The following is a 22,377-nucleotide window of genomic DNA, read 5'->3' as shown; positions in this document are numbered from 1 at the left end:
TTTGCGTCAAAATAACATTTGATACATACCCATCGGAATGCGGCAAATCAGCGCCGACTGGGCATGGAAGCCAACTGATACGGGTATTCGGAGAGTCCAATGAGCAGCGTTGTTGCCATCGTCAAAAGCATTGTTGGTCAAGTCATCGCCGTATCCCCGGAAGGGGCTCGGCGCGTCCTCATCGAAGGTGACCGCCTGCTTGCTGGCGAGCAGGTGCTGACCGGCCTGGCAGGCGCTGTAACCCTGGAGCTGGCCGACGGCCGCACGCTGGATCTGGGCCGCGATACGCAATGGAGCGCTGACGCGCCAGACAGCAGCACCGACCTTTCGGCGGCCACCGCGCAAGCCGCGCCTTCGGTTGAAGAATTGCAACAAGCTATTGCTGCTGGTGCCGACCCGACCACCGAACTGGAAGCCACTGCGGCCGGCCCTTCGGCTGCAGGCTCTGGTGGTGCTGCCGGTGGTGGCCACAGTTTCGTCATGCTGGATGCCACGGCAGGCTCGGTTGATCCGACCATCGGTTTCCCGACTGCCCCTATCGGTTTTGCCACAGATGACAACCGTCTGGACCTGGGCGGCCTGGACGATGCCAACAACGCGAACACCACCACGCCTACGCGCGAATCCGGCCTGACCCTGACCGCCACGCCGTCGATCACCGAGGCCGGTGGTGTGATCATCTACACCGCTACGTTGGGCCAGCCGCCTCTGACTGACCTGACCGTGACCCTGTCCAACGGCCAGGTCATCGTCATCAGCGCCGGGCAGACCACCGGCAGCGTCAGCGTGACCATTGCACCAAACGACACCGTGTACGTGGATGGCAGCGAGATTTCTGCGACCATTACCGGCACCAGCGGTGGCGCCGGCCTGATCATCACCCCGGACACCACCCCGGCGGTTACCCAGATCACCGACACCGTCGACACCACCACGGTCACCCTGAGCGCGAACCCAAGCATCACCGAAGGTGGCGTGATCACCTACACCGCCACCCTGACCAACCCGGCCCAGACGCCGGTGACCGTCACCCTGTCCAACGGCACCACCATCACCATCGGCGCGGGCCAGACCAGCGGCACCGTCGATGTCCAGACGCCACCGAACGACGTCTACAACAATGGCAGCAGCGTCAGCACTACCATCACCGGTGCCACGGGCGGCAACTTCGAAAACCTGGTGCCGGACCCGAACCCGGCCGTTACCACCATCACCGACTCGCTCGACAACACCGGCCTGAGCCTGACGGCCACCGGTACCGTCGCCGAGGGCGGCCAGATCATCTACACCGCGACCCTGACCAACCCGGCCGGCACCCCGGTAACGGTGACCCTGAGCAACGGCGCGGTGATCACCATTGCCGCTGGCCAGACCGAAGGCAGCGTCAGCGTGGCGGCACCTGGCGACGACGTGTACATCGATGCCGGCAGTGTTGGCGTGACCATCGACAAGGCCGATGGCGGCAACTTTGAAAACCTGGTGGTCAGCGAAGTGCCGGCGGTAACCGAGGTGACCGACACCATCAACACCTCGACCGTCACCCTGACCGCGACCCCGAGCGTCGCTGAAGGCGGCGTGGTGACCTACACCGCTTCGGTGACTGCACCGGTTACCGGTTCGGCGCTGGTCATCAACCTGGCCAATGGTCAGCAGATCACTATTCCCGTTGGCCAAAGCAGCGGTTCGGTCGAGTTCGTTGCACCCGACAACGTCCACACCACCAACCCGGACCTGACCAACAGCATCACCAGCACTACCGGTGGTAACTACGAGAAGCTGGAAACCACCGGCAACCCGGTGACCACCGTGACCGATGGCCCGGATACCGAGGCGTCTACCGGTCTTTCTCTGACCGCTACTGGCAACGTCGAGGAAGGCGGCCAGATCACCTACACCGCCACCCTGACCAACCCGGCCGGCACGGCGATGACCGTGACCCTGAGCAACGGTGCGGTCATCGAGATCAAGGCTGGCGAAACCAGCGGCACCGTCACTGTCGACGCGCCAACCGACGACGTCTACCTCGATGCCGACACGGTTGAAGCGACCATCGAAAGCACCGATGGCGGTGATTTCGAGAACCTGGTGGTGGACACCACTCCAGCCGTTACCGACGTCGCTGACACCTACGACACCTCGACGGTCAAACTGACTGCCGACGTCACCACTATCGGCGAAGGCGGTGTGATTACCTACACCGCCACCGTCAGCGCCCCGGTTACCGGCACTCCGCTGGTGATCACCCTGGCCAACGGTCAGAGCATCACCATCCCGGTCAATGCCACCTCCGGTACCGTGCAGTACACCGCTCCGGATAACGTCCACACCAGCAACCTGGACCTGACCAACAGCATCACCGGCACCACCGGCGGCAACTTCGAGAAGCTGGAAACTTCGGGTGAAACCACCATCACCGTGACTGATAGCCCGGACACTCAGAACGAGACCGGTCTGTCCCTGAGCGCTACTGGCAACGTTGAGGAAGGCGGCCAGATCACCTACACCGCCACCTTGACCAACAAGGCTGGCACCGACATGACCATCACCCTGGACAACGGGGCGGTCATCGAGATCAAGGCAGGCGAAACCCAGGGCAGCGTGCTCTTCGATGCACCGACGGACGACGTCTACCTCGACGCTGGCAAGGTCGAAGCAACGATCGAGAGCACCGACGGCGGTGACTTCGAGAACCTGGTGGTGGACACCACTCCAGCCGTTACCGACGTCGCTGACACCTACGACACCTCGACGGTCAAACTGACTGCCGACGTGACCACCATCGGTGAAGGCGGCGTGATCACCTACACCGCCACCGTCAGTTCCCCGGTTACCGGTACTCCGCTGGTGATCACCCTGGCCAACGGTCAGAGCATCACCATCCCGGTCAATGCCACCTCCGGTACCGTGCAATACACCGCACCGGACAACGTGCACACCAGTAACCTGGACCTGGCCAACAGCATCACCGGCACCAGCGGTGGTAATTTCGAGAAGCTCGAAACCTCGGGTGAAACCACCATTACCGTGACCGATAGCCCGGACACTCAGAACGAGACGGGTCTGTCCCTGACCGCGTCCAAGTCGGTCGAGGAAGGTGGCCAGATCACCTACACCGCCACCTTGACCAACAAGGCTGGCACCGACATGACCATCACCCTGGACAACGGGGCGGTCATCGAGATCAAGGCAGGCGAAACCCAGGGCAGCGTGCTCTTCGATGCACCGACGGACGACGTCTACCTCGACGCTGGCAAGGTCGAAGCAACGATCGAGAGCACCGACGGCGGTGACTTCGAGAACCTGGTGGTAGATACCACTCCAGCCGTGACCGATGTCGCTGACACCTACGACACCTCGACGGTCAAACTGACTGCCGACGTCACCACCATCGGCGAAGGCGGCGTGATTACCTACACCGCTACCGTCAGCGCCCCGGTTACCGGCACCCCGCTGGTGATCACCCTGGCCAACGGCCAGAGCATCACCATCCCGGTCAATGCCACCTCCGGCACCGTGCAATACACCGCTCCGGATAACGTCCACACCAGTAACGCCGACCTGACCAACAGCATCACCGGCACCAGCGGCGGCAACTTCGAGAAGCTGGAAACCTCGGGCGAAACCACGGTCACCGTGACCGACGGTCCAGGCACCGAAGACACCACAGGTTTGTCCCTGAGTGCTACTGGCAACGTTGAGGAAGGCGGCCAGATCACCTACACCGCGACGCTGACCAACCCGGCTGGCACGGCCATGACCGTGACCCTGAGCAACGGCGCAGTCATCGAGATCAAGGCTGGCGAGACCAGCGGCACCGTCACCGTCGATGCGCCAACCGACGACGTCTACCTCGACGCCGACACCGTCGAAGCCACCATCGAGAGCACCGATGGCGGTGACTTCGAGAACCTGGTGGTGGATAGCACTCCAGCCGTTACCGATGTCGCTGACACCTATGACACCTCGACGGTCAAGCTGACTGCCGACGTCACCACTATCGGCGAAGGCGGCGTAATCACCTACACCGCCACCGTTAGCTCTCCGGTTACCGGTACACCGCTGGTGATCACCCTGGCCAACGGCCAGAGCATCACCATCCCGGTCAATGCCACCTCCGGTACCGTGCAGTACACCGCACCGGATAACGTGCACACCAGTAACGCCGACCTGACCAACAGCATCACCGGCACCACTGGCGGCAACTTCGAGAAGTTGGAAACCTCGGGCGAAACCACCATCACTGTGACCGATAGCCCGGACACTCAGAACGAGACCGGTCTGTCCCTGAGCGCTACTGGCAACGTCGAGGAAGGTGGCCAGATCACCTACACCGCCACCCTGACCCACAAGGCCGGCACCGACATGACCATCACCCTGGATAACGGGGCGGTCATCGAGATCAAGGCCGGCGAAACCCAGGGCAGTGTGCTCTTCGATGCACCGACGGACGACGTCTACCTCGACGCCGGCAAGGTCGAAGCAACGATCGAGAGCACCGACGGCGGTGACTTCGAGAACCTGGTGGTAGATAGCACTCCAGCCGTTACTGATGTCGCGGACACCTACGACACCTCGACGGTCAAACTGACTGCCGACGTGACCACCATCGGTGAAGGCGGCGTGATCACCTACACCGCCACCGTCAGTTCCCCGGTTACCGGTACTCCGCTGGTGATCACCCTGGCCAACGGTCAGAGCATCACCATCCCGGTCAATGCCACCTCCGGTACCGTGCAATACACCGCACCGGACAACGTGCACACCAGTAACCTAGACCTGAGCAACAGCATCACTGGCACTACCGGTGGTAACTACGAGAAGCTGGAAACCTCGGGCGAAACCACCGTCACCGTGACTGATGTGCCAGGTGCCGAAGACACCACCAGCCTCAAGCTGACCGCGACTGAATTGGTCGAGGAAGGCGGCCAGATCACCTACACCGCGACGCTGACCAACCCAGCCGGCACGGCCATGACCGTGACCCTGAGCAATGGCGCAGTCATCGAGATCAAGGCTGGCGAGACCAGCGGCACCGTCACTGTCGATGCGCCTAGCGACGACGTCTACCTCGATGCCGACACCGTCGAAGCCACGATCGAGAGCACCGACGGTGGTGATTTTGAGAAACTCGACATCGATCCATCGGCTGCAGTGACCGACGTCGCTGACACCTACGACACCTCGACGGTCAAACTGACTGCCGACGTGACCACCATCGGTGAAGGCGGCGTGATCACCTACACCGCCACCGTCAGTTCCCCGGTTACCGGTACTCCGCTGGTGATCACCCTGGCCAACGGTCAGAGCATCACCATCCCGGTCAATGCCACCTCCGGTACCGTGCAATACACCGCACCGGATAACGTCCACACCAGCAACCTGGACCTGACTAACAGCATCACCGGCACCAGCGGCGGCAACTTCGAGAAGCTGGAAACCTCGGGTGAAACCACCATCACTGTGACCGATAGCCCGGACACTCAGAACGAGACCGGTCTGTCCCTGAGCGCTACTGGCAACGTTGAGGAAGGTGGCCAGATCACCTACACCGCGACGCTGACCAACCCGGCTGGCACGGCGATGACGGTGACCCTGAGCAACGGCGCAGTCATCGAGATCAAGGCTGGTGAAACCAGCGGCACCGTCACCGTCGATGCGCCAACCGACGACGTCTACCTCGACGCCGACACGGTCGAAGCGACCATCGAGAGCACCGATGGCGGTGACTTCGAGAACCTGGTGGTGGACACCACTCCAGCCGTGACCGACGTGGCTGACACCTACGACACCTCGACGGTCAAACTGACTGCCGACGCCACCACCATCGGCGAAGGCGGCGTAATCACCTACACCGCTACCGTCAGTTCCCCGGTTACCGGCACTCCGCTGGTGATCACCCTGGCCAACGGTCAGAGCATCACCATCCCGGTCAATGGCACCTCCGGTACCGTGCAATACACCGCACCGGATAACGTCCACACCAGCAACCTGGACCTGACCAACAGCATCACCGGCACCACTGGCGGCAATTTCGAGAAGCTCGAAACCTCGGGTCAAACCACCATCACCGTCACCGATAGCCCGGATACTCAGAACGAAACCGGTCTCAAGCTGACCGCAACCACGTCGGTCGACGAAGGCGGCAAGATCACTTACACCGCCACCTTGACCAACAAGGCCGGCACCGACATGACCGTCTCCCTGGACAATGGCAAGTCCATTACCATCAAGGCGGGCGAGACCACCGGTACCGTCACCATTGATGCGCCGGGCGATGACGTCTACCTCGATGAGGGGAATGTCGGTGCGAAGATCACTGGCACTAACGGCGGAGACTTCGAGAGCCTTGTAGTCGACGGTTCCACTGCGGTCACCAAGGTGACTGATACCATCGACACCACCACCCTGAAACTGACGGCAACCCCGTCGGTCGATGAAGGTGGCAAGATCACCTACACCGCCACCCTGAGCAACCCGGCAGGCACCCCGGTTACCGTGACCTTGAGCAACGGCAAGACCATCATCATCGCCGCTGACAAGACCTCCGGCAGCATCACCATTGATGCGCCAAGCGACGATGTGTACATCGATGCAGGCGACGTCAGTGCGACCATCACCGGTGCCAACGGTGGCAATTTCGAAAAACTGGAGATCAGCGACAAGCCCGCTGTCACCCACGTGGCCGATACCACCAACACCACCACGGTCGGCATCACCGGGACTACCTCGGTTGCCGAAGGTGAGTCCGCCAACTACACCCTGACGCTGTCCAGCAAGGCTGAATCTGACGTCACCATCACGCTGCGCTACACCGGTACCGCCAAAGATGGCTCGGACTTCACCGGCGTGACCACCGTGACGATTCCGAAAGGCAGCAATACCGGCACCTTCAGTGTGCCGATCCTGCGTGACGGCATCGCCGAGGGCGCTGAGTCCTTCAATGTGCAGATCAGTTCGGCTACCGGTGGCAACTTCGAAAACCTGGTGGTTGGCGACAATGGCAGTGTGACCACCACCATCGTCAGCAACGAAGCGCCAGTCGCCGCCGGCGGCGCCGTGACCGGCACCGAAGATACCGACCTGGTGCTGACCTGGGCCAACTTCGGCATCACCGATGCCGACACCCCGGCCGCCAATCTGGGCCTGACCATCACCAAACTGCCTGCCGATGGCGTGCTGCAGTACAAGGATGGCGATGTCTGGAAAACCCTGACCAAGGCCGATGTCGACGCTGCCAAGACCTTCAGCAAAGCCGACATCGATGCCGGCAAACTGAAATTCGTACCGGATCACAACGAGTCGGGCATCAACGCCAACGGCGGCAACGGTGTGGGTGACCAGAAGGCTGACTACGCACAGATCCAGTTCAAGCCAACCGACGGTCAGGGCATGGGCAACGAATCGACCCTCAAGGTCGATATCACCCCGGTCGCCGACGCGCCAAGCCTGATCATCGGCAGCAACAACGTCAATTCGATCGGTCTGGTCAAGGAAACCTGGAACAGCCTGAAAGGTCTGGGTACCAACGGTAACGGCATCACCGGTGATGCGTTGAAGACTGTCTTCGATAACGCCGGCAACCCGAATAGCAGCTCGACGGTGACCAACGCCCAGTCCAATGGCAGTGTGACCGGCGGTTCGGGTTCGAAGACCTCCGGCCTGATTTTCCTGGAAGCCGGCAAGACCTACAGCTTCAGTGGTGTCGGTGACGACAGCCTGCTGATCACCATTGGCGGCAAGAATGTGGCATCGGCCACCTGGGGTGCCGGTGGCGGTATCAGCGGCTCATTCACGCCGAGCATCAGCGGTTACTACACTCTGGACATCTATCACGCCAACCAGAGCGGCCCTGGCAGCTATGACGTCAACCTGTCGGTCAATGGCGGCACGCCGGTCGACCTGAGCAACAGCAACATCCCGATGTACCCGAACGTCAACGAGCTGAGCAATGCTGGCGTTACCGTCGGCGAGCTGCACGGCGACAATGGCGAAGGTTACTACCAGGGCTACAAACTCAATGAAGGCGCCGAGAATGGCACCGTCAAGCTGGTGGGTATTTCCACCGGCCTGACCGATACCGATGGATCGGAAAAACTCAGCATCAAGCTGGGTGGTATTCCGGAAGGTTCGATCCTCAGCGATGGCGCTGGTCACACGGTTACCGTCGGCAAGACGGAGGTGGATGTCACCGGCTGGAACCTGAACGGCCTGAGCATCAAACCACCGGCCTACTACCATGGCCAGTTCGACGTCACCGTCACCTCGACCGCAACCGAGAAGGCCAATAACGACACCGCCTCGACCCCGGGCAAGATCACGGTTACCGTTTACCCGGATACCTACCTCCCCGCCAACCTGACGGCGGAGAACGACAGCAAGACCCTGGGCACCGAGAACGACATCGTGGTTGCCGACGTCAACGGCCTGCATGTAGTACCAGGGCAGGACTACAACCTGGCGTTCATTGTCGATACCTCGGGCAGTATGGAGAAGTCGGGCGTCGACGCGGCGAGAAAGTCCCTGGAGTCGGTGTTCAAGACCCTGGCCAACAGCGTCAATGGCGCACAGTCCGGCACGGTGAATATCCTGTTGGTGGACTTCTCCGAGAAGGTCAACACCACCGTCTCGATCGATCTTGCCGACAAGGACGCCCTGAAGACGCTGCAAAAAGCCCTCGACAACCTCAAAGCGGGTGGTAGTACCAACTACGAGGATGCATTCAAAACCACGGCCAACTGGTTCCAGAATCTCAAGAATGCCGGCAGCACCGGTAGCAACCAGACGTTCTTCATCACTGATGGCGAACCGAACGTGTATCAGCGGGGTGAGAAGACCAACCCGACATTCGCATACTCCGACTACACGATGGATGATGCACTCAGGGACCTCAAGTACAAACCGGGCGACGTAATCAGAGATTACAAGGTGGGTGATGACAACCGGATCAGCATCGACAAATCCGGGTACCTCACCGCCGAGTATCGCTCTGGCAAATACTGGTACATCGATTACAACGCCTCTGGAAAACTCAATGCGCAAGGCGATGGCACCTTTGAGCTGTCCTATGCGGAGTCGGGCTCCTATTGGGCCGGCGTCAACGCCAAAGAGGCATTCCTGCTGCTGGCCAATCTCTCGAGCGTTGAAGCGATCGGTCTGAATAACGGCGTCAACGCCAACGCCTTGCGGCCATACGACACCGACGGCAAGCCGCAGACCAACATCGATCCGAGCAAACTGGCCGAAGCCATTCTCGGCCATACCGAAGCTACCAAACCGGGCAACGATGCGCTCGCGGGTGGCGATGGCAACGACATTCTGTTCGGGGACCTGGTCAGCTTCGACGGCATCGCCGGTAACGGCGTTGAAGCCATGCAGGCATATGTGGCCGGCAAGCTGGGTGTGAACCTGGGCGATGTCGACGGCCGGGTGCTGCACCAGTACATCTCCGAGCACGTCAGCGAGTTCGATGTGTCACGCGCCAATGATGGTGCCGACACCCTGCTGGGCGGCGACGGCAATGACATCCTCTTCGGCCAGGGTGGCGACGACTACCTCGATGGCGGCAAGGGCAATGACATCCTGCTCGGTGGTTCCGGCAAGGACACCCTGATCGGTGGTGCGGGTAACGACATCCTGGTTGGCGGGGCCGGCATCGACACCCTGCTTGGCGATGAGGGCAACGACATCCTGCTTGGCGATGAGGGCAATGACATCCTCATCGGCGGCAAAGGCGATGACGTGCTTACCGGTGGCAGCGGTGCCGACACCTTCGTGTGGAAAGCTGGCGACACCGGCAAGGACATCATCAAGGACTTCAAGCCTGCCGAAGGTGACCGTCTGGACCTGAGCGACCTGCTCCAGGGCGAGAAGGCCAGCACCATCGACAACTTCCTGAAGATCACTACGGTCAATGGCGAGTCGACCTTGCAGGTCAGCTCCGAAGGCAAGCTCAACGCCGCCGGTGGCCTGGCCAACGCCGATGTGACGATCAAGCTGGAAGGCGTCAACTGGGCCAACACCACGATCAACTCGCTGGTGTCCGGTGCCGACCCGACCATCAAGATCGACCACTCCAACAGTTGATCCATAGCCTGCGCCAGCCGCTGTCCGGCTGGCGCAACGCTGCGGACTTTCCCTGTACCGTGTCACAGCGCATACTCGCTGGCCGGGCTACACGCCCGGCCAGCCTGGCCTATGCTGCTGACTGCGGATACGGACTGACACTTCAGAGGGATACCCCATGTTCTACGTGCAACGCGATGCACAGGGCCAGCTAGTCCGGGTAGAGGCCGCACCCTACGCCGAGTACACGGAGATGCTGCCGGCCGACCATGCCGAGGTTCAGGACTGGTTTGCCGACGACGTGGTCGAGAACAGCCTCAAGCAACTCAAGCAAAGCGACCTGGACATGATCCGGGTGCTTGAAGACCTGATTGAAGTACTGACCACCAAAGGCGTGATCAGCATCACTGACCTGCCACCCGGTGCTCAGGCCAAGTTGCTCAGCCGCTCAAATGCCCGCCAGGTGCTGGGCGGGCTGACCAACCTGATCGATGACAGCGAAGAGAACGGCGGCCTGATCTGAACAGTGCAGGCCCGCTGCGGGCCTGCAGCCGCTTGCTCAACGCCAGGGTGCCGGCTCGCCCACCAGACGTCCCTGAACGCCCTGAATCCCCATCTCGCGCAATACTTTCAGCTCACCTTCGGTTTCGACCCGCTCGGCAATCAGCGGCAGGTCGATGCTGTGTGCTGCGCGCTGGATCGCTTCGATGAACAGGCGCTTGTGGCGCTCCTGGTCGATAGCACGAATGTAGCTGCCGTCGATCTTCAGGTACGCCAGCCCCAGGTGAGCCAGGTTGCCGATCATGCTGAAGCGTCCGCCAAAGCGTTGCAGGCTCAGACTGAAACCAAGCGCACGCAAGCGCCGGGTCAGTTGCTCCAGCACGGCCTGGTCGGGCAACTGCTCTTCGCCGAGTTCCAGCGTCAGGCGCGGCCCCAGTGCCGGATGCTGGCCGAGCAGCTCATAAACCCGCTGCAATGCACCCGGATCGGCCAGGGTGGCTGCCGACAGGTTCAAGGCCAATGATTCGGTGTGGTTCTGCATGTGCTTGAGCACCTGCTCAAGCATCAGCACATCAAGCCGTGCCGACCAGCCGAAGCGCTCCAGCCAGGGCAGGAAACGTCCGGCGGCAATCGCCTGCCCCTGAGCATCCAGCACCCGCGAAATGACCTTGTAGTGCAACACCCTCTCCGGTGCATCGCTGGCCACCACCGGCTGGAAGAACAGCTGAAAGCGCCCTTGCTGCAGCGCTTCATCGAGCAGTTGGTGCCAGGCATGGTGAGTATCACCCGCCTGCGGCGCAGTACCTTGCTCCAGGCAGACCCAACCCGGCTCTACCTGGTTCTCGGCGCGGGCCAGGGCCTCGTCTGCGAGTTTCAGCAGGGCCTGAGGCGCATCCCCCGGACTGTAGGGCGCCATGCCGATGCAGGCCACCGGCGTGACGTCGGTGGCGCCGGTGTCGGCCAGGCTCTGCAGGGTCACTTCCAGGGCCTGGGCCAGCTGCACCGCTTCTTCGTGCACCAGGCCGGGCGCCAGCACGGCGAATTCACCGCCACGGCTGCGGGTGATCAGGTTGTTGGTTTCCGGATAGTTGGCGCAGGTGCGCTGCAATTGCTGGCCGACGGCCTGAAGCAATTGATCGGTGCGTTGACCACCGAGGCGCTGGTTGAGCCCGGCCAGGTCCTTGACCCGCAGCAGCAACAGGTAACCCGGCCGGGCCTCTTCGATGTTGCTGACCTGGGCGTTGAGTTGCATCTCGAAATAGCGCCGGTTGGCCAGGCCGGTCAGGCTGTCCTGATAAGACTCGACCCGTAGTTTTTCACTGCGCTCGGCCTGTTCCTTGAACAGCGCTTTGAGCTTCTCGACCATCTGGTTCATGGCCTGGACCACCCGCCGCAGTTCAGGGGTGCTCGGCAGATCGGGCAGGCTGAGGAACTCGCGGCGGGCAATGGCGTGAGACTGCGCCACCATGTAGTCCAGCGGCTTGAGCTGGCGACGCAGCAGCAGGGCACCGAGCACTGCGCTCAAGGCACCACACAACAGCAACCAGCCCAGACTGCCCAGGGCGCTCTGCCACAGCTTGGCCAGGGCGAACATCGGATGGCTGACCACCTCAACCCGCGCCGCCTGCTGCCAGCCACGGCTGACAATCGCATCGCCACCGGCGGCTTCAAGGCCGATCAGGCGAATGAACCACGCCGGTACACCGTTGGCATCAGCCTCGGCATGCCGCTCCACCAGCACGGCACTGGAGCCCAGGTCGATGACCTTGATGCTCGAGTAGTAGCCGCTGTCGAAAATCGAACTGACCATCAGCTCGACCATCGCCGGATCATCGATGTTCGGTGTCAGCGACAGCGCCAGCGCTGTGGCCGCATCCTGGGCGTGCGAGCGCAGCTGGTTGACATACTGGCTACGCGAGCTTTCCAGGCTGACCATGAAGCTGCCGCTGAACGCGACTACCAGGAACAGGCAGATGGCAAGCAGCAATTGTTTGAACAGTGACATCTGTGCTCCTTTAGTAAACCGGTTCGGCCGGGAAACCTTCGGCCTGCATCTTTTTCAATAGATCCTGCCAACGCGACAAGCGTTTGGTGTCGCCGACTTTCTTATTGCCCGTAGCACCGGTCAGCCACAGGCCTTCACCGTTGAAGGAATAGACCGGCAACAAGTCGGCACGCTCATTGGCGGGCTTGATCGCGTCCATCAGGCTGTCGAGCACCAGTGGCATGGCATTGGGGCTCGAGTAGTAGGTCAGGACCATGTGCGCGCGGTTCTGGCGCAGCGCCTTGACGTAGGTGATGCGCAGTTTTTCCGCCGGGACCCCCATGCGTCGCAGGCTGAAGTACTTGGCGATAGCATAATCCTCGCAATCGCCCTGGCCCTTGATCAAGGCCTGTATCGGCGTTGCCCAGTAATCGACCTCACGCCACAGATCGATGTCTTCGACATAGCGCAACTGGTGATTGAAGAACAGGTTGACCCGTTTGAGCTGCTCGGCATCGCTGCCCTGCTTTTCTGTCGCCAGCATGTTCTGCCAGGCATCGATACGGCCTTGTCCCGCGCCTAGCGGCCCGTACAGCGACTGGGCACGCCGGCTGATCTGGGAAAAATCCCAATCGGCCTGCAGGCTGCCCAACAGCAGGCAGCCGAACACCACGGCAAGGCCCAGCCGACGCATGGTCAAGTGAACAGCCCAACGTATCGCCAATGCGAAAACCTGCGCAGACCTGTGGAAAAGTATCGATGGTGCGGCCTTGCCCATTAAAAAACAATGGCACCTTGCAATCACCGCAATATCAACCAGCCTGTCTATTGGCAGCCCCCCCGACCCCAGTACGTCGGCTCGACTTCCCTTGGAGAAAAACTTCATTCACGATAGCAACTACTGCCGCAGTAGCGCGGTTTGACAAGGACTCCTGCGCTTACTAGGGTGATTGGATCCAATGATCAAAGCCATTCGACATTAAGGACAACGTAAAGCGTGACCGAAAAATCCAGACCTTTGAGCGAAATACTGGGCAGCGAGCAAGTGCCGCCGCACCTGGCTCGTAGTGTGATTGAAGAGCGGTTGCGCAGCGCCATTCTCGATGGTCGCCTGCCACCCGGCCGGGCCCTGCGCCAGCAGGAGCTGGCGACGTTGTTCGGGGTCAGCCGCATGCCGGTGCGTGAAGCGCTGCGCCAGCTTGAAGCGCAATCGCTGCTGCAGGTAGTGGCGCACAAGGGCGCTGTGGTCGCGCCGCTGATCGGTGAAGACGCCGTAGACACCTATGCGTTGCGAGTACTGCTGGAATCCGAAGCGCTGCGTCAGTCGATTCCTCTGCTCGATGCTGACGATATCGCCCTCGCCCGCAGCTACATCAGTCAACTGGAAAACGAAACCCGGCACGCTGAAATCGGGCGCCTGAACCGCCTGTTCCACATGAGCCTATACAGCAAGGCCTCGAACAAGAAGCTGCTGCACCTGATTGAAGTCGAGCTCAACGAAGAAGAACGCTTCCTGCGCTTTCACCTGTCCTCGATGGGCCTGGGTAAACTGACCCAGGACGACCACAACGGCTTGGTCGATGCAGCCAACGACAAGTCGGTCGATGATGCCATCAGGGTGCTTGAGCGCCACCTGAACACCGCAGCAAAAACCATCAAAGCCTACCTGAACAGTCGACCGGTAGAGTGATCCAGAGCCTCTGAGCTACGAACGGGCGGCCATCATTCAGATGTGATGGCTGCCCAGACCTTCTGTCTTTCCCCCTGCCCCTTCAGCCAGACATGGCAGCGTCCGCGTTTTCGGCACACTCTAGTTCGCGCAACGACCGCTGATCGCCTTCCAGGCGGGCCAGGCCGTTTGCTCGTCCAGAACATGCAGAAGGAGCCAGTCGCCGGGCAAGGACCGATACCGATCAGCTGCCCACCGAACCAATACCCCAATAGCCCTGCCCCCAGTAGTGCTCCGAGTGAGGCATTCGCTCATGCAGTTTTAATTCTGACCCTTAATTGTCGGAAGGAGCACTTACATCCCAATAAAACCTTTACGGAGAGTTTTATGCAACACACTTATATTTAAAAAACATACAGCACAAATATATTCAAGAAACTTATTGCGCCAAACTCGAAAGTTGTTCTAAGTTTTAAATCGCCAGCCACAAGCGAGCTGCAACCTGCTTGTGCACCCTGTAAACGCCTGCCGTCATGGGCCCTGGCAAAACACCCGAAGCATTTTTATCGACTTTGCAATCGAGATACTTGCTCGCCTGGAAATAGATAAAGCGCTGTAACAAATAAACAGCCAGCCAATCACCAAGTGCTGATGAGGGAACATTATGACCACGTTTGAATCGACACTGGCGCATTACAAAGAACAACTTTCCAACCATCCGATATTTGCCGAGATCCATTCACTACCGGTACTTCAACGGTTCATGGAAACCCATGTATTTGCCGTCTGGGACTTCATGTCACTGACCAAGCGTCTGCAACAGGAACTGACCTGCGTTGATCTGCCCTGGCTCCCCCCGCAAGACCCGAAAGCCGCACGGCTGATCAATGAGATTGTGCTGGGCGAAGAGTCTGATGAGCGCCTCGAACAGGGGCATTACAGCCACTTCGAGCTGTATCTGGACGCCATGCGCGAAGTAGGCGCCAGCACCCGGGCCATCGAACGCTTCGTCAGCCTGCAACGTGAAGGCATCGACTACACCAGCGCATTGCAACAGGCCGGCGCCAGCGATGCAGCCCGGCAGTTTGTCTGCCACACCCTCGACATCGCCCTCAATGCTCCGGCGCACAGCGTGGCCGCAGCGTTCCTGCATGGGCGGGAAAGCGTCATCCCGGGGATGTTCCAGCGCATCCTTGATGACTGGGGTATCACTGGCGAACAGGCACCGACTTTTCGCTACTACCTGCAACGGCATATCGAAGTGGATGCCGAAGACCACGGCCCGGCCGCCGAGCAATTGCTCGCCCGTCTGGTCCAGGACGATCCACAACGAGAGCAGCAGGTTTACCAAGCGGCCATTGCGGCGGTGCAAAGCCGTATTGCCCTGTGGGATCGCTTGCTTCTGTCGATGCGAACTCTCCAGGTCGAGGTGAGTGTATGAACGCCTCTGACTATCAGTCCTTCGCCGAGACCTGGGAGAACCGGGCAACCATCCGCACCCGGCCCAGACGCATGGTCGAAGATGATCAGCGCCTGATCTACCCGCTCAGCCGCCAGCCGCTGGTGCTGACGGCAGGTTTTCTGCGCGAATGCCCGCAGTTGCGCGACCTGGCCCTGGTGCAGAGCCTCTACAAGTTCATCAACGATGTGGTGATCTTCGAAACCGAAATCGTTGATCGCACCGCCCGCCGAATCGCCAAGGACCGCTTCGCCATCCGCTTTCCCTTCGCCTGTCGCTATGACGCGATGAGCGTGGTGGTCGACGAGGACTACCACGCCTTGGTGGCGATGGACTTCATGCAACAGACCATTGCCCTGACCGGCATCGAACCGATCAGCTTGCCCGCGGAAATCGAACTCAGCCGCGCCATCCCGGCGGCACTGGCCCTGGCGCCACCCCACCTGCGCGACGCTCTGGAACTGATCTGTGTCGGCATTGCCGAAAACACCCTGACCGACGACGTGGCCGCCTTCGCCCGCGATGACACGGTCAAGCCCTCGATCAAAGGGCTGATGGCCGATCACCTGCTCGATGAAGGCCGTCACTCGATGTTCTGGGCGCGCTTGACGCGGATCTATTGGCAAAGCGCCGAAGAGCAAGATCGCCGGTGCATCGCCGAAATCCTTCCGGTGTTTCTCGAGCAGTACCTGACCAACGAGATCCAGAAAGCCTTCGACTTCACCCTGATCGATCAGCTGCCTGTAGCTCCTTCGGTACGCCAGGCTTTGCGTGAGGAAGTGCTCGCCATGGCCTACCCGATCAATCACCAGCATCCGCTGCTGGGCAACATCCTGCGCTTTTTGCGCAGCAGCTTAATGCTCGATTCGCCTTGCGTGCAGCGCGCGCTGGCGCACTACCTGCCCGAGCCAAGGAGGGATTCATGAGACGTCTCGAAATTCTGCTGATCGGCGCCAGCCCGGCGCTGGCCCGTGTCTGCCAAGCGCTGGAACAACAGGGCCATGGTGTCTTCCAGGCCAGCAGCGCCCAGGCGTTGGCGCAGCACACAGGGCAGCCTGGGCTGGTCATCGAAGATGGCAGCCTGACGCTTGATTCAGCCGCCTGGCGCAACCTGCACGCGTGCGCGCTACTGAGTCTGCGTCTGGGTATCAGCCAACTGCCCGGTCATGACCTGCCGCGGCTCGATCTGTTGTGCTGGACTGGCAGTGCCACCACCCAACGCTTGATCGAGCGTCAGACACTGACAGCTGACCCGTCGGGCAACGGCCAGCAATTACGTGTGCAAGCAATGGACGCCCTGCAGGCGTTGATCGCCCTGCACGTCAGCCGGTTCGCCCGTAACCCTGAGCATCTGCTTGAAGCCACAACCATCACCTCAGGCCAGCATGACTGCGAGCACAGCCTGGACTGGCTGGAACAACTGGCGTTGTTTCACCGCTTCAACCAGACCACGGACCTGGCGCTGCGGGAGCAAGCCGAAGTCTCGCTGATCGAACAGCTGGAGCGCAGCCTATGTAGCCATGCGCACAAGCCAGCACTGAACCTGGATGGCCGGCGCATCAACTATCGGCAACTGCACACGCAAGCCGCCGCCATCCAGCAACAGCTGCTGCGCATGCTGCCTGCAGTTGCCGACTCGCAACACAGCAGCGTGATTGGTGTCTGCCTGGGCAAGTCGTCAGCGCTCTACGCCAGCCTGCTCGCCGTACTCGGCTGTGCCGCGGTGTACCTACCTCTGGACCCAAGCCAACCGGCGCAACGTCTGAGGCACATTCTGCGCGACGCCAGGGCCAGTGCGCTGCTGCATGATGGCCAGCTCGATGCTGATGACCCCTGTCTGCCGACGCTGAACGTGCATCAGTTGCCTATCGATCTGCAAAGTCTCCCACCGCCGCTGATGCGCCAGCGCCCGGCCATGGATGCCCCCTGCGCGGCGATCTACACTTCGGGCACCTCCGGCCAGCCCAAGGGCGTACTGCTTAGCCAGCGCAACCTCAGCCACTTCCAGGCCTGGTATGCCGCGCATGTGCAGCTCAACCAGCACAGCCGGGTGCTGCAATTCTCGACCATAGGCTTCGATGCTTCGCTGCTGGATATTCTGCCGACGTTGATTTGCGGCGCCGAGCTGGTGGTGCCCAGCGAAGACCAGCGACGTGACCCGCAGCAACTGCTGACGCTGATCCGCCAGCAAGAGGTCAGCCATGCCTTCCTGCCGCCCGCGCTGTTGAGCATCCTGCCACTCGATCAGCCTTTGGGCCTGAGCCACTTGATCACCGGTGGCGATGTCTGTGAACCAGCGGTGATCGCTCAACTGGCCGGACAGTGTCTGTTGCACAACATCTACGGGCCAACCGAAACCACGGTGCTTGCAACCACCCGGGTATTCCAGGCAGGCGATAACCCCCGCAACCTGGGGCGTCCCATCGCCAACACCCAAGTGTTGATCCTGGACCAGGACCTGCAGCCTGTCCTCGAGCAACAGCCCGGTGAGCTGTACATCGATGGCCCCGGCGTCGGCCTGGGCTATCTCAACAACCCTGCCTTGAGCGACGAGCGCTTTCTGCAGCTGACATTGGCCGACGGCACCAGCCGGCGTCTGTACCGCACCGGTGATATCGGCAAATGGACCGCTGATGGCATCGAACTGTGTGGCCGTCGCGACAATCAGGTGAAGATCCGCAGCTTTCGCGTCGAGCCCGAAGAGATCGAGCATTGTCTGCGCAACAGTGGTCTGTTCCGCCAGCTGGCAGTGGTCATCGATGATCAACGGCGAATCCTGGTCTTCGCCGCCCAACCCCAGAGCACGCCGGATGAGGTCGCCTTACGCGAATATGCCGAGCTTCATCTGCCCGACTACATGCGTCCGGCTTTCTACCAACTGCTGGCGCAGATGCCCTACACCGCCAACGGCAAAGTCGATCGCCAGGCGCTGCTGAAGCGGCCTCGGGGGCTACCACAGACCGAACAGCGCCTGCCCCCGAGTAACCCCACCGAAACTCGTCTGCGGGCCTTGTGGAGCGAGCTGCTGGGCTTGTCCGAAGCGGAAATCGCTACCGACGACAGTTTTTTCAATCTGGGTGGCCATTCCATCCTGCTGTCGCGCTTGCTGCTGGAGGTGCGCGAACAGTTCGGCTGCGGTATCCCGATCAACCGCTTTATCGAGATGCCGACCTTGCAACGCCTCGCGCAGCTGGTCAGCGGTGAAATGTCGATCAGCAGCGCTGTCGATCCCCAGGCCGAAAGCGATGTCCGTCGTGAGCTGCAACTGACCGTCCAGCCAGTAGCTCAACTGGGCGACGTGCATAAGGTGATTGTCACCGGTGCCAACAGCTTTCTCGGTGTTCACCTGGTCGAGGCCTTACTGCAATGGGGTGCCAGCGAAGTGGCTTGCCTGGTCCGGCGCAATGAACAGCAATCGGCCCATGAGCGCTTCCTTCAGGCCCTGGAAGAAAACCGGCTAAGTTCACTGGACCTGAGTCGGGTGAAGGTATTCGACGCCGACTTGCGCCTGCCGCAGCTGGGCCTGAGCGATAGCGATTACGGCTACCTCGACAACCAGTATGGTGCCCTGCTGCACAACGCGGCGCAGGTCAACCATGTGCTCGACTACCAGACTCTGGCCGCCGACAACATCGAACCGCTGTTCGAATGCCTGCGCCTGTGCGAAGGCCGGCGCAAGAAGATCTTCAACTTTATCTCGACCTTGTCGGCCTGCAGCGCCATCGACAACGACGGCCAGGTACTGGAACAAGAACCGGCACAAACGCCGCCCATCTATCTGCGCAACGGTTACAACCTGAGCAAATGGGTCGGCGAACGCATTCTCAAGCGCGCTCGCGCCGAGGGCGTATGGGTCAACCTGTACCGCCCCGGGAACATCAGCTTCAACAGCCGCACAGGCGTCTGCCAACCGCAGCGGAACCGGCTGATGTTGATGCTCAAAGGTTCGTTGCAACTGGGCCAGGTCCCGGCGCTGGAGCTGAACTTCGACCTGATGCCGGTGGATTTCCTCGCTCGTTTCATCGCCTTCCACAGCAGCCGCTACCAGGCCGGCCACGCCGTGTTCAACCTGCACAACCCCGAGCCGCTCAGCTGGTGCGACTACGTTCAGGCCTTTCGCGAGCACAGCTACCCCTTCGAGCTGGTCAGCGTGGCGCAGTGGCAACGCCAGCTGCGGCGAGTCGATCGGGACAATGCCCTGTTCGACGTACTGGGCTTTTACCTCGACGGCTTCGGCGAGGACATCGGCGATATCTCCAACATCCAGCACCGCAACGCCCGCGCCGGCGTCGAGCGCATGGGCGCCCACTACCCGGCCAAGTCGCCAGAACTACTGCAGCGCGGCTGCCAGTACCTGCGCGATATCCGCTTCATCTGACCCCTTCAACCCACGCAGGAGATCCACAGCATGCAAATACTTCAACCCGATACCTTGATCCGCAATCCACACGGCTGCCAGGTAGTTGCCAGCGTCGAGATCGCCGCGGACGCCGCCAGCGTCTGGAACATCGTCGGCAACTTTGCCGGCTTCCCGGTGTTCATCCCGGCGCTTGCCCACATCGACATGACCGGCAGCGGCGTACGCTCGGTGCGCAAAAAGCTGTTCAAGGACGGCAATGTGGTCATCGAGCAGCTCAATGCCCGCGACGAGCAGGCCATGTACATGACCTGGAGCCTGATCTACACCAGCCTGAACATCGGCAACCTGTGGGCGGCCATGCAGGTCGAGGCGGTGGATGAGCGCCGTGCCCGCGCTACCTGGACCATCCAGGCCGAACCTTACACAGGTGGTAGCGACGCCCTGCCGGGGTTTCAGGCGTTCCTTCAGGGCTTTGCCGATGACGCGCTGAACAATGTGCGCAACCTGCTGAGCTAAAGCTGTAGGCCAGAAAAGACAAAACCCCTGTCTGCAATGCAGACAGGGGTTCTGGAATTGAATCTTGACGATGACCTACTCTCACATGGGGAAACCCCACACTACCATCGGCGATGCATCGTTTCACTGCTGAGTTCGGGATGGGATCAGGTGGTTCCAATGCTCTATGGTCGTCAAGAAATTCTGTTGCCAGAAGGTCTTGTTCAGACACTCCAGCGAATTGGGTATGTGATGGTTGTGAGTCGCAAACTTTCGGTTCGTTTCGTCTTCACAACACCGCAATCTGGCCTTTCGACGCAGATTGCTTGGGTGTTATATGGTCAAGCCTCACGGGCAATTAGTATTGGTTAGCTCAACGCCTCACAGCGCTTACACACCCAACCTATCAACGTCGTAGTCCTCGACGGCCCTTCAGGGAGCTCAAGGCTCCAGTGAGATCTCATCTTGAGGCAAGTTTCCCGCTTAGATGCTTTCAGCGGTTATCTCTCCCGAACATAGCTACCCGGCAATGCCACTGGCGTGACAACCGGAACACCAGAGGTTCGTCCACTCCGGTCCTCTCGTACTAGGAGCAGCCCCTCTCAAATCTCAAACGTCCACGGCAGATAGGGACCGAACTGTCTCACGACGTTCTAAACCCAGCTCGCGTACCACTTTAAATGGCGAACAGCCATACCCTTGGGACCGGCTTCAGCCCCAGGATGTGATGAGCCGACATCGAGGTGCCAAACACCGCCGTCGATATGAACTCTTGGGCGGTATCAGCCTGTTATCCCCGGAGTACCTTTTATCCGTTGAGCGATGGCCCTTCCATACAGAACCACCGGATCACTAAGACCTACTTTCGTACCTGCTCGACGTGTCTGTCTCGCAGTCAAGCGCGCTTTTGCCTTTATACTCTACGACCGATTTCCGACCGGTCTGAGCGCACCTTCGTACTCCTCCGTTACTCTTTAGGAGGAGACCGCCCCAGTCAAACTACCCACCATACACTGTCCTCGATCCGGATAACGGACCTGAGTTAGAACCTCAAAGTTGCCAGGGTGGTATTTCAAGGATGGCTCCACGCGAACTGGCGTCCACGCTTCAAAGCCTCCCACCTATCCTACACAAGCAAATTCAAAGTCCAGTGCAAAGCTATAGTAAAGGTTCACGGGGTCTTTCCGTCTAGCCGCGGATACACTGCATCTTCACAGCGATTTCAATTTCACTGAGTCTCGGGTGGAGACAGCGCCGCCATCGTTACGCCATTCGTGCAGGTCGGAACTTACCCGACAAGGAATTTCGCTACCTTAGGACCGTTATAGTTACGGCCGCCGTTTACCGGGGCTTCGATCAAGAGCTTCGCGTTAGCTAACCCCATCAATTAACCTTCCGGCACCGGGCAGGCGTCACACCCTATACGTCCACTTTCGTGTTTGCAGAGTGCTGTGTTTTTAATAAACAGTCGCAGCGGCCTGGTATCTTCGACCGGCATGAGCTTACGGAGCAAGTCCTTCACCCTCACCGGCGCACCTTCTCCCGAAGTTACGGTGCCATTTTGCCTAGTTCCTTCACCCGAGTTCTCTCAAGCGCCTTGGTATTCTCTACCCAACCACCTGTGTCGGTTTGGGGTACGGTTCCTAGTTATCTGAAGCTTAGAAGCTTTTCTTGGAAGCATGGCATCAACCACTTCGTCGCCTAAAGGCAACTCGTCATCAGCTCTCGGCCTTAAGATCCCGGATTTACCTAAGATCTCAGCCTACCACCTTAAACTTGGACAACCAACGCCAAGCTGGCCTAGCCTTCTCCGTCCCTCCATCGCAATAACTAGAAGTACAGGAATA

9 protein-coding genes and 2 rRNA genes (1 of these 11 only partly in view) are annotated in these 22,377 nt (G+C 60.3%); 7 read left to right on the top strand and 4 right to left on the bottom strand.

The window, feature by feature from the left end; translation table 11 throughout:
- Positions 1-99: 99 nt before the first annotated feature.
- Together PSAKL28_RS00785 and PSAKL28_RS00780 are read left to right on the top strand one after the other, a co-directional pair.
- A complete protein-coding gene (locus PSAKL28_RS00785) occupies positions 100-10,083 on the top strand; it encodes a retention module-containing protein (protein ID WP_051939122.1) in 9,984 nt (3,327 codons plus the stop codon).
- A 157-nt stretch (positions 10,084-10,240) separates the two neighbouring features.
- Positions 10,241-10,585, top strand: coding sequence for a hypothetical protein (locus PSAKL28_RS00780; protein ID WP_038605348.1), 345 nt, complete (start codon positions 10,241-10,243; stop codon positions 10,583-10,585).
- A 36-nt stretch (positions 10,586-10,621) separates the two neighbouring features.
- Here PSAKL28_RS00780 and lapD read toward each other — a convergent pair whose 3' ends face one another.
- Together lapD and lapG are read right to left on the bottom strand one after the other, a co-directional pair.
- On the bottom strand, positions 10,622-12,568 hold the full coding sequence (gene lapD, locus PSAKL28_RS00775) for a cyclic di-GMP receptor LapD (RefSeq protein ID WP_038605346.1): 1,947 nt from the start codon (positions 12,566-12,568) through the stop codon (positions 10,622-10,624).
- Between the two features lie 10 nt (positions 12,569-12,578).
- Positions 12,579-13,241, bottom strand: a complete 663-nt coding sequence (lapG, locus tag PSAKL28_RS00770; RefSeq protein ID WP_371261985.1) for a cysteine protease LapG — start codon at positions 13,239-13,241, stop codon at positions 12,579-12,581.
- 303 nt (positions 13,242-13,544) lie between these two features.
- On the opposite strand from lapG, the gene PSAKL28_RS00765 reads away from it, so the two are divergent.
- The 5 genes from PSAKL28_RS00765 to PSAKL28_RS00745 all read left to right on the top strand — a co-directional run bounded on the left by PSAKL28_RS00765 (position 13,545) and on the right by PSAKL28_RS00745 (position 20,551).
- Positions 13,545-14,237: a GntR family transcriptional regulator gene (locus tag PSAKL28_RS00765; protein ID WP_038605341.1), complete on the top strand. Its 693-nt coding sequence runs from the start codon at positions 13,545-13,547 to the stop codon at positions 14,235-14,237.
- A 643-nt stretch (positions 14,238-14,880) separates the two neighbouring features.
- Positions 14,881-15,657, top strand: coding sequence for a DUF3050 domain-containing protein (locus PSAKL28_RS00760; RefSeq protein ID WP_038605338.1), 777 nt, complete (start codon positions 14,881-14,883; stop codon positions 15,655-15,657).
- Entirely contained in the window at positions 15,654-16,601 is a 948-nt protein-coding gene (locus PSAKL28_RS00755) for a diiron oxygenase (RefSeq protein ID WP_038605335.1), read from the top strand. Before PSAKL28_RS00760 ends, PSAKL28_RS00755 begins: the two co-directional genes overlap by 4 nt.
- Positions 16,598-20,053 (top strand): amino acid adenylation domain-containing protein, encoded by a 3,456-nt coding sequence (locus PSAKL28_RS00750; protein WP_038605332.1) that lies wholly within the window; start codon positions 16,598-16,600, stop codon positions 20,051-20,053. The genes PSAKL28_RS00755 and PSAKL28_RS00750 overlap by 4 nt, the downstream gene beginning before the upstream one ends.
- A gap of 30 nt (positions 20,054-20,083) precedes the next feature.
- Positions 20,084-20,551, top strand: a complete 468-nt coding sequence (locus PSAKL28_RS00745) for an SRPBCC family protein (protein WP_038605329.1) — start codon at positions 20,084-20,086, stop codon at positions 20,549-20,551.
- Positions 20,552-20,613: 62 nt separating this feature from the next.
- On the opposite strand, the gene rrf is transcribed toward PSAKL28_RS00745, so the two are convergent.
- Together rrf and PSAKL28_RS00735 are read right to left on the bottom strand one after the other, a co-directional pair.
- Positions 20,614-20,729 (bottom strand): 5S ribosomal RNA (gene rrf, locus PSAKL28_RS00740).
- A gap of 138 nt (positions 20,730-20,867) precedes the next feature.
- Positions 20,868-22,377 (bottom strand): 23S ribosomal RNA (locus PSAKL28_RS00735); it runs 1,380 nt beyond the window's last position.

The sequence above is a fragment of the Pseudomonas alkylphenolica genome (genome assembly GCF_000746525.1).
Taxonomy (GTDB): Bacteria; Pseudomonadota; Gammaproteobacteria; order Pseudomonadales; family Pseudomonadaceae; genus Aquipseudomonas; species Aquipseudomonas alkylphenolica.
This window is presented reverse-complemented; position numbering and strand designations above follow the sequence as displayed.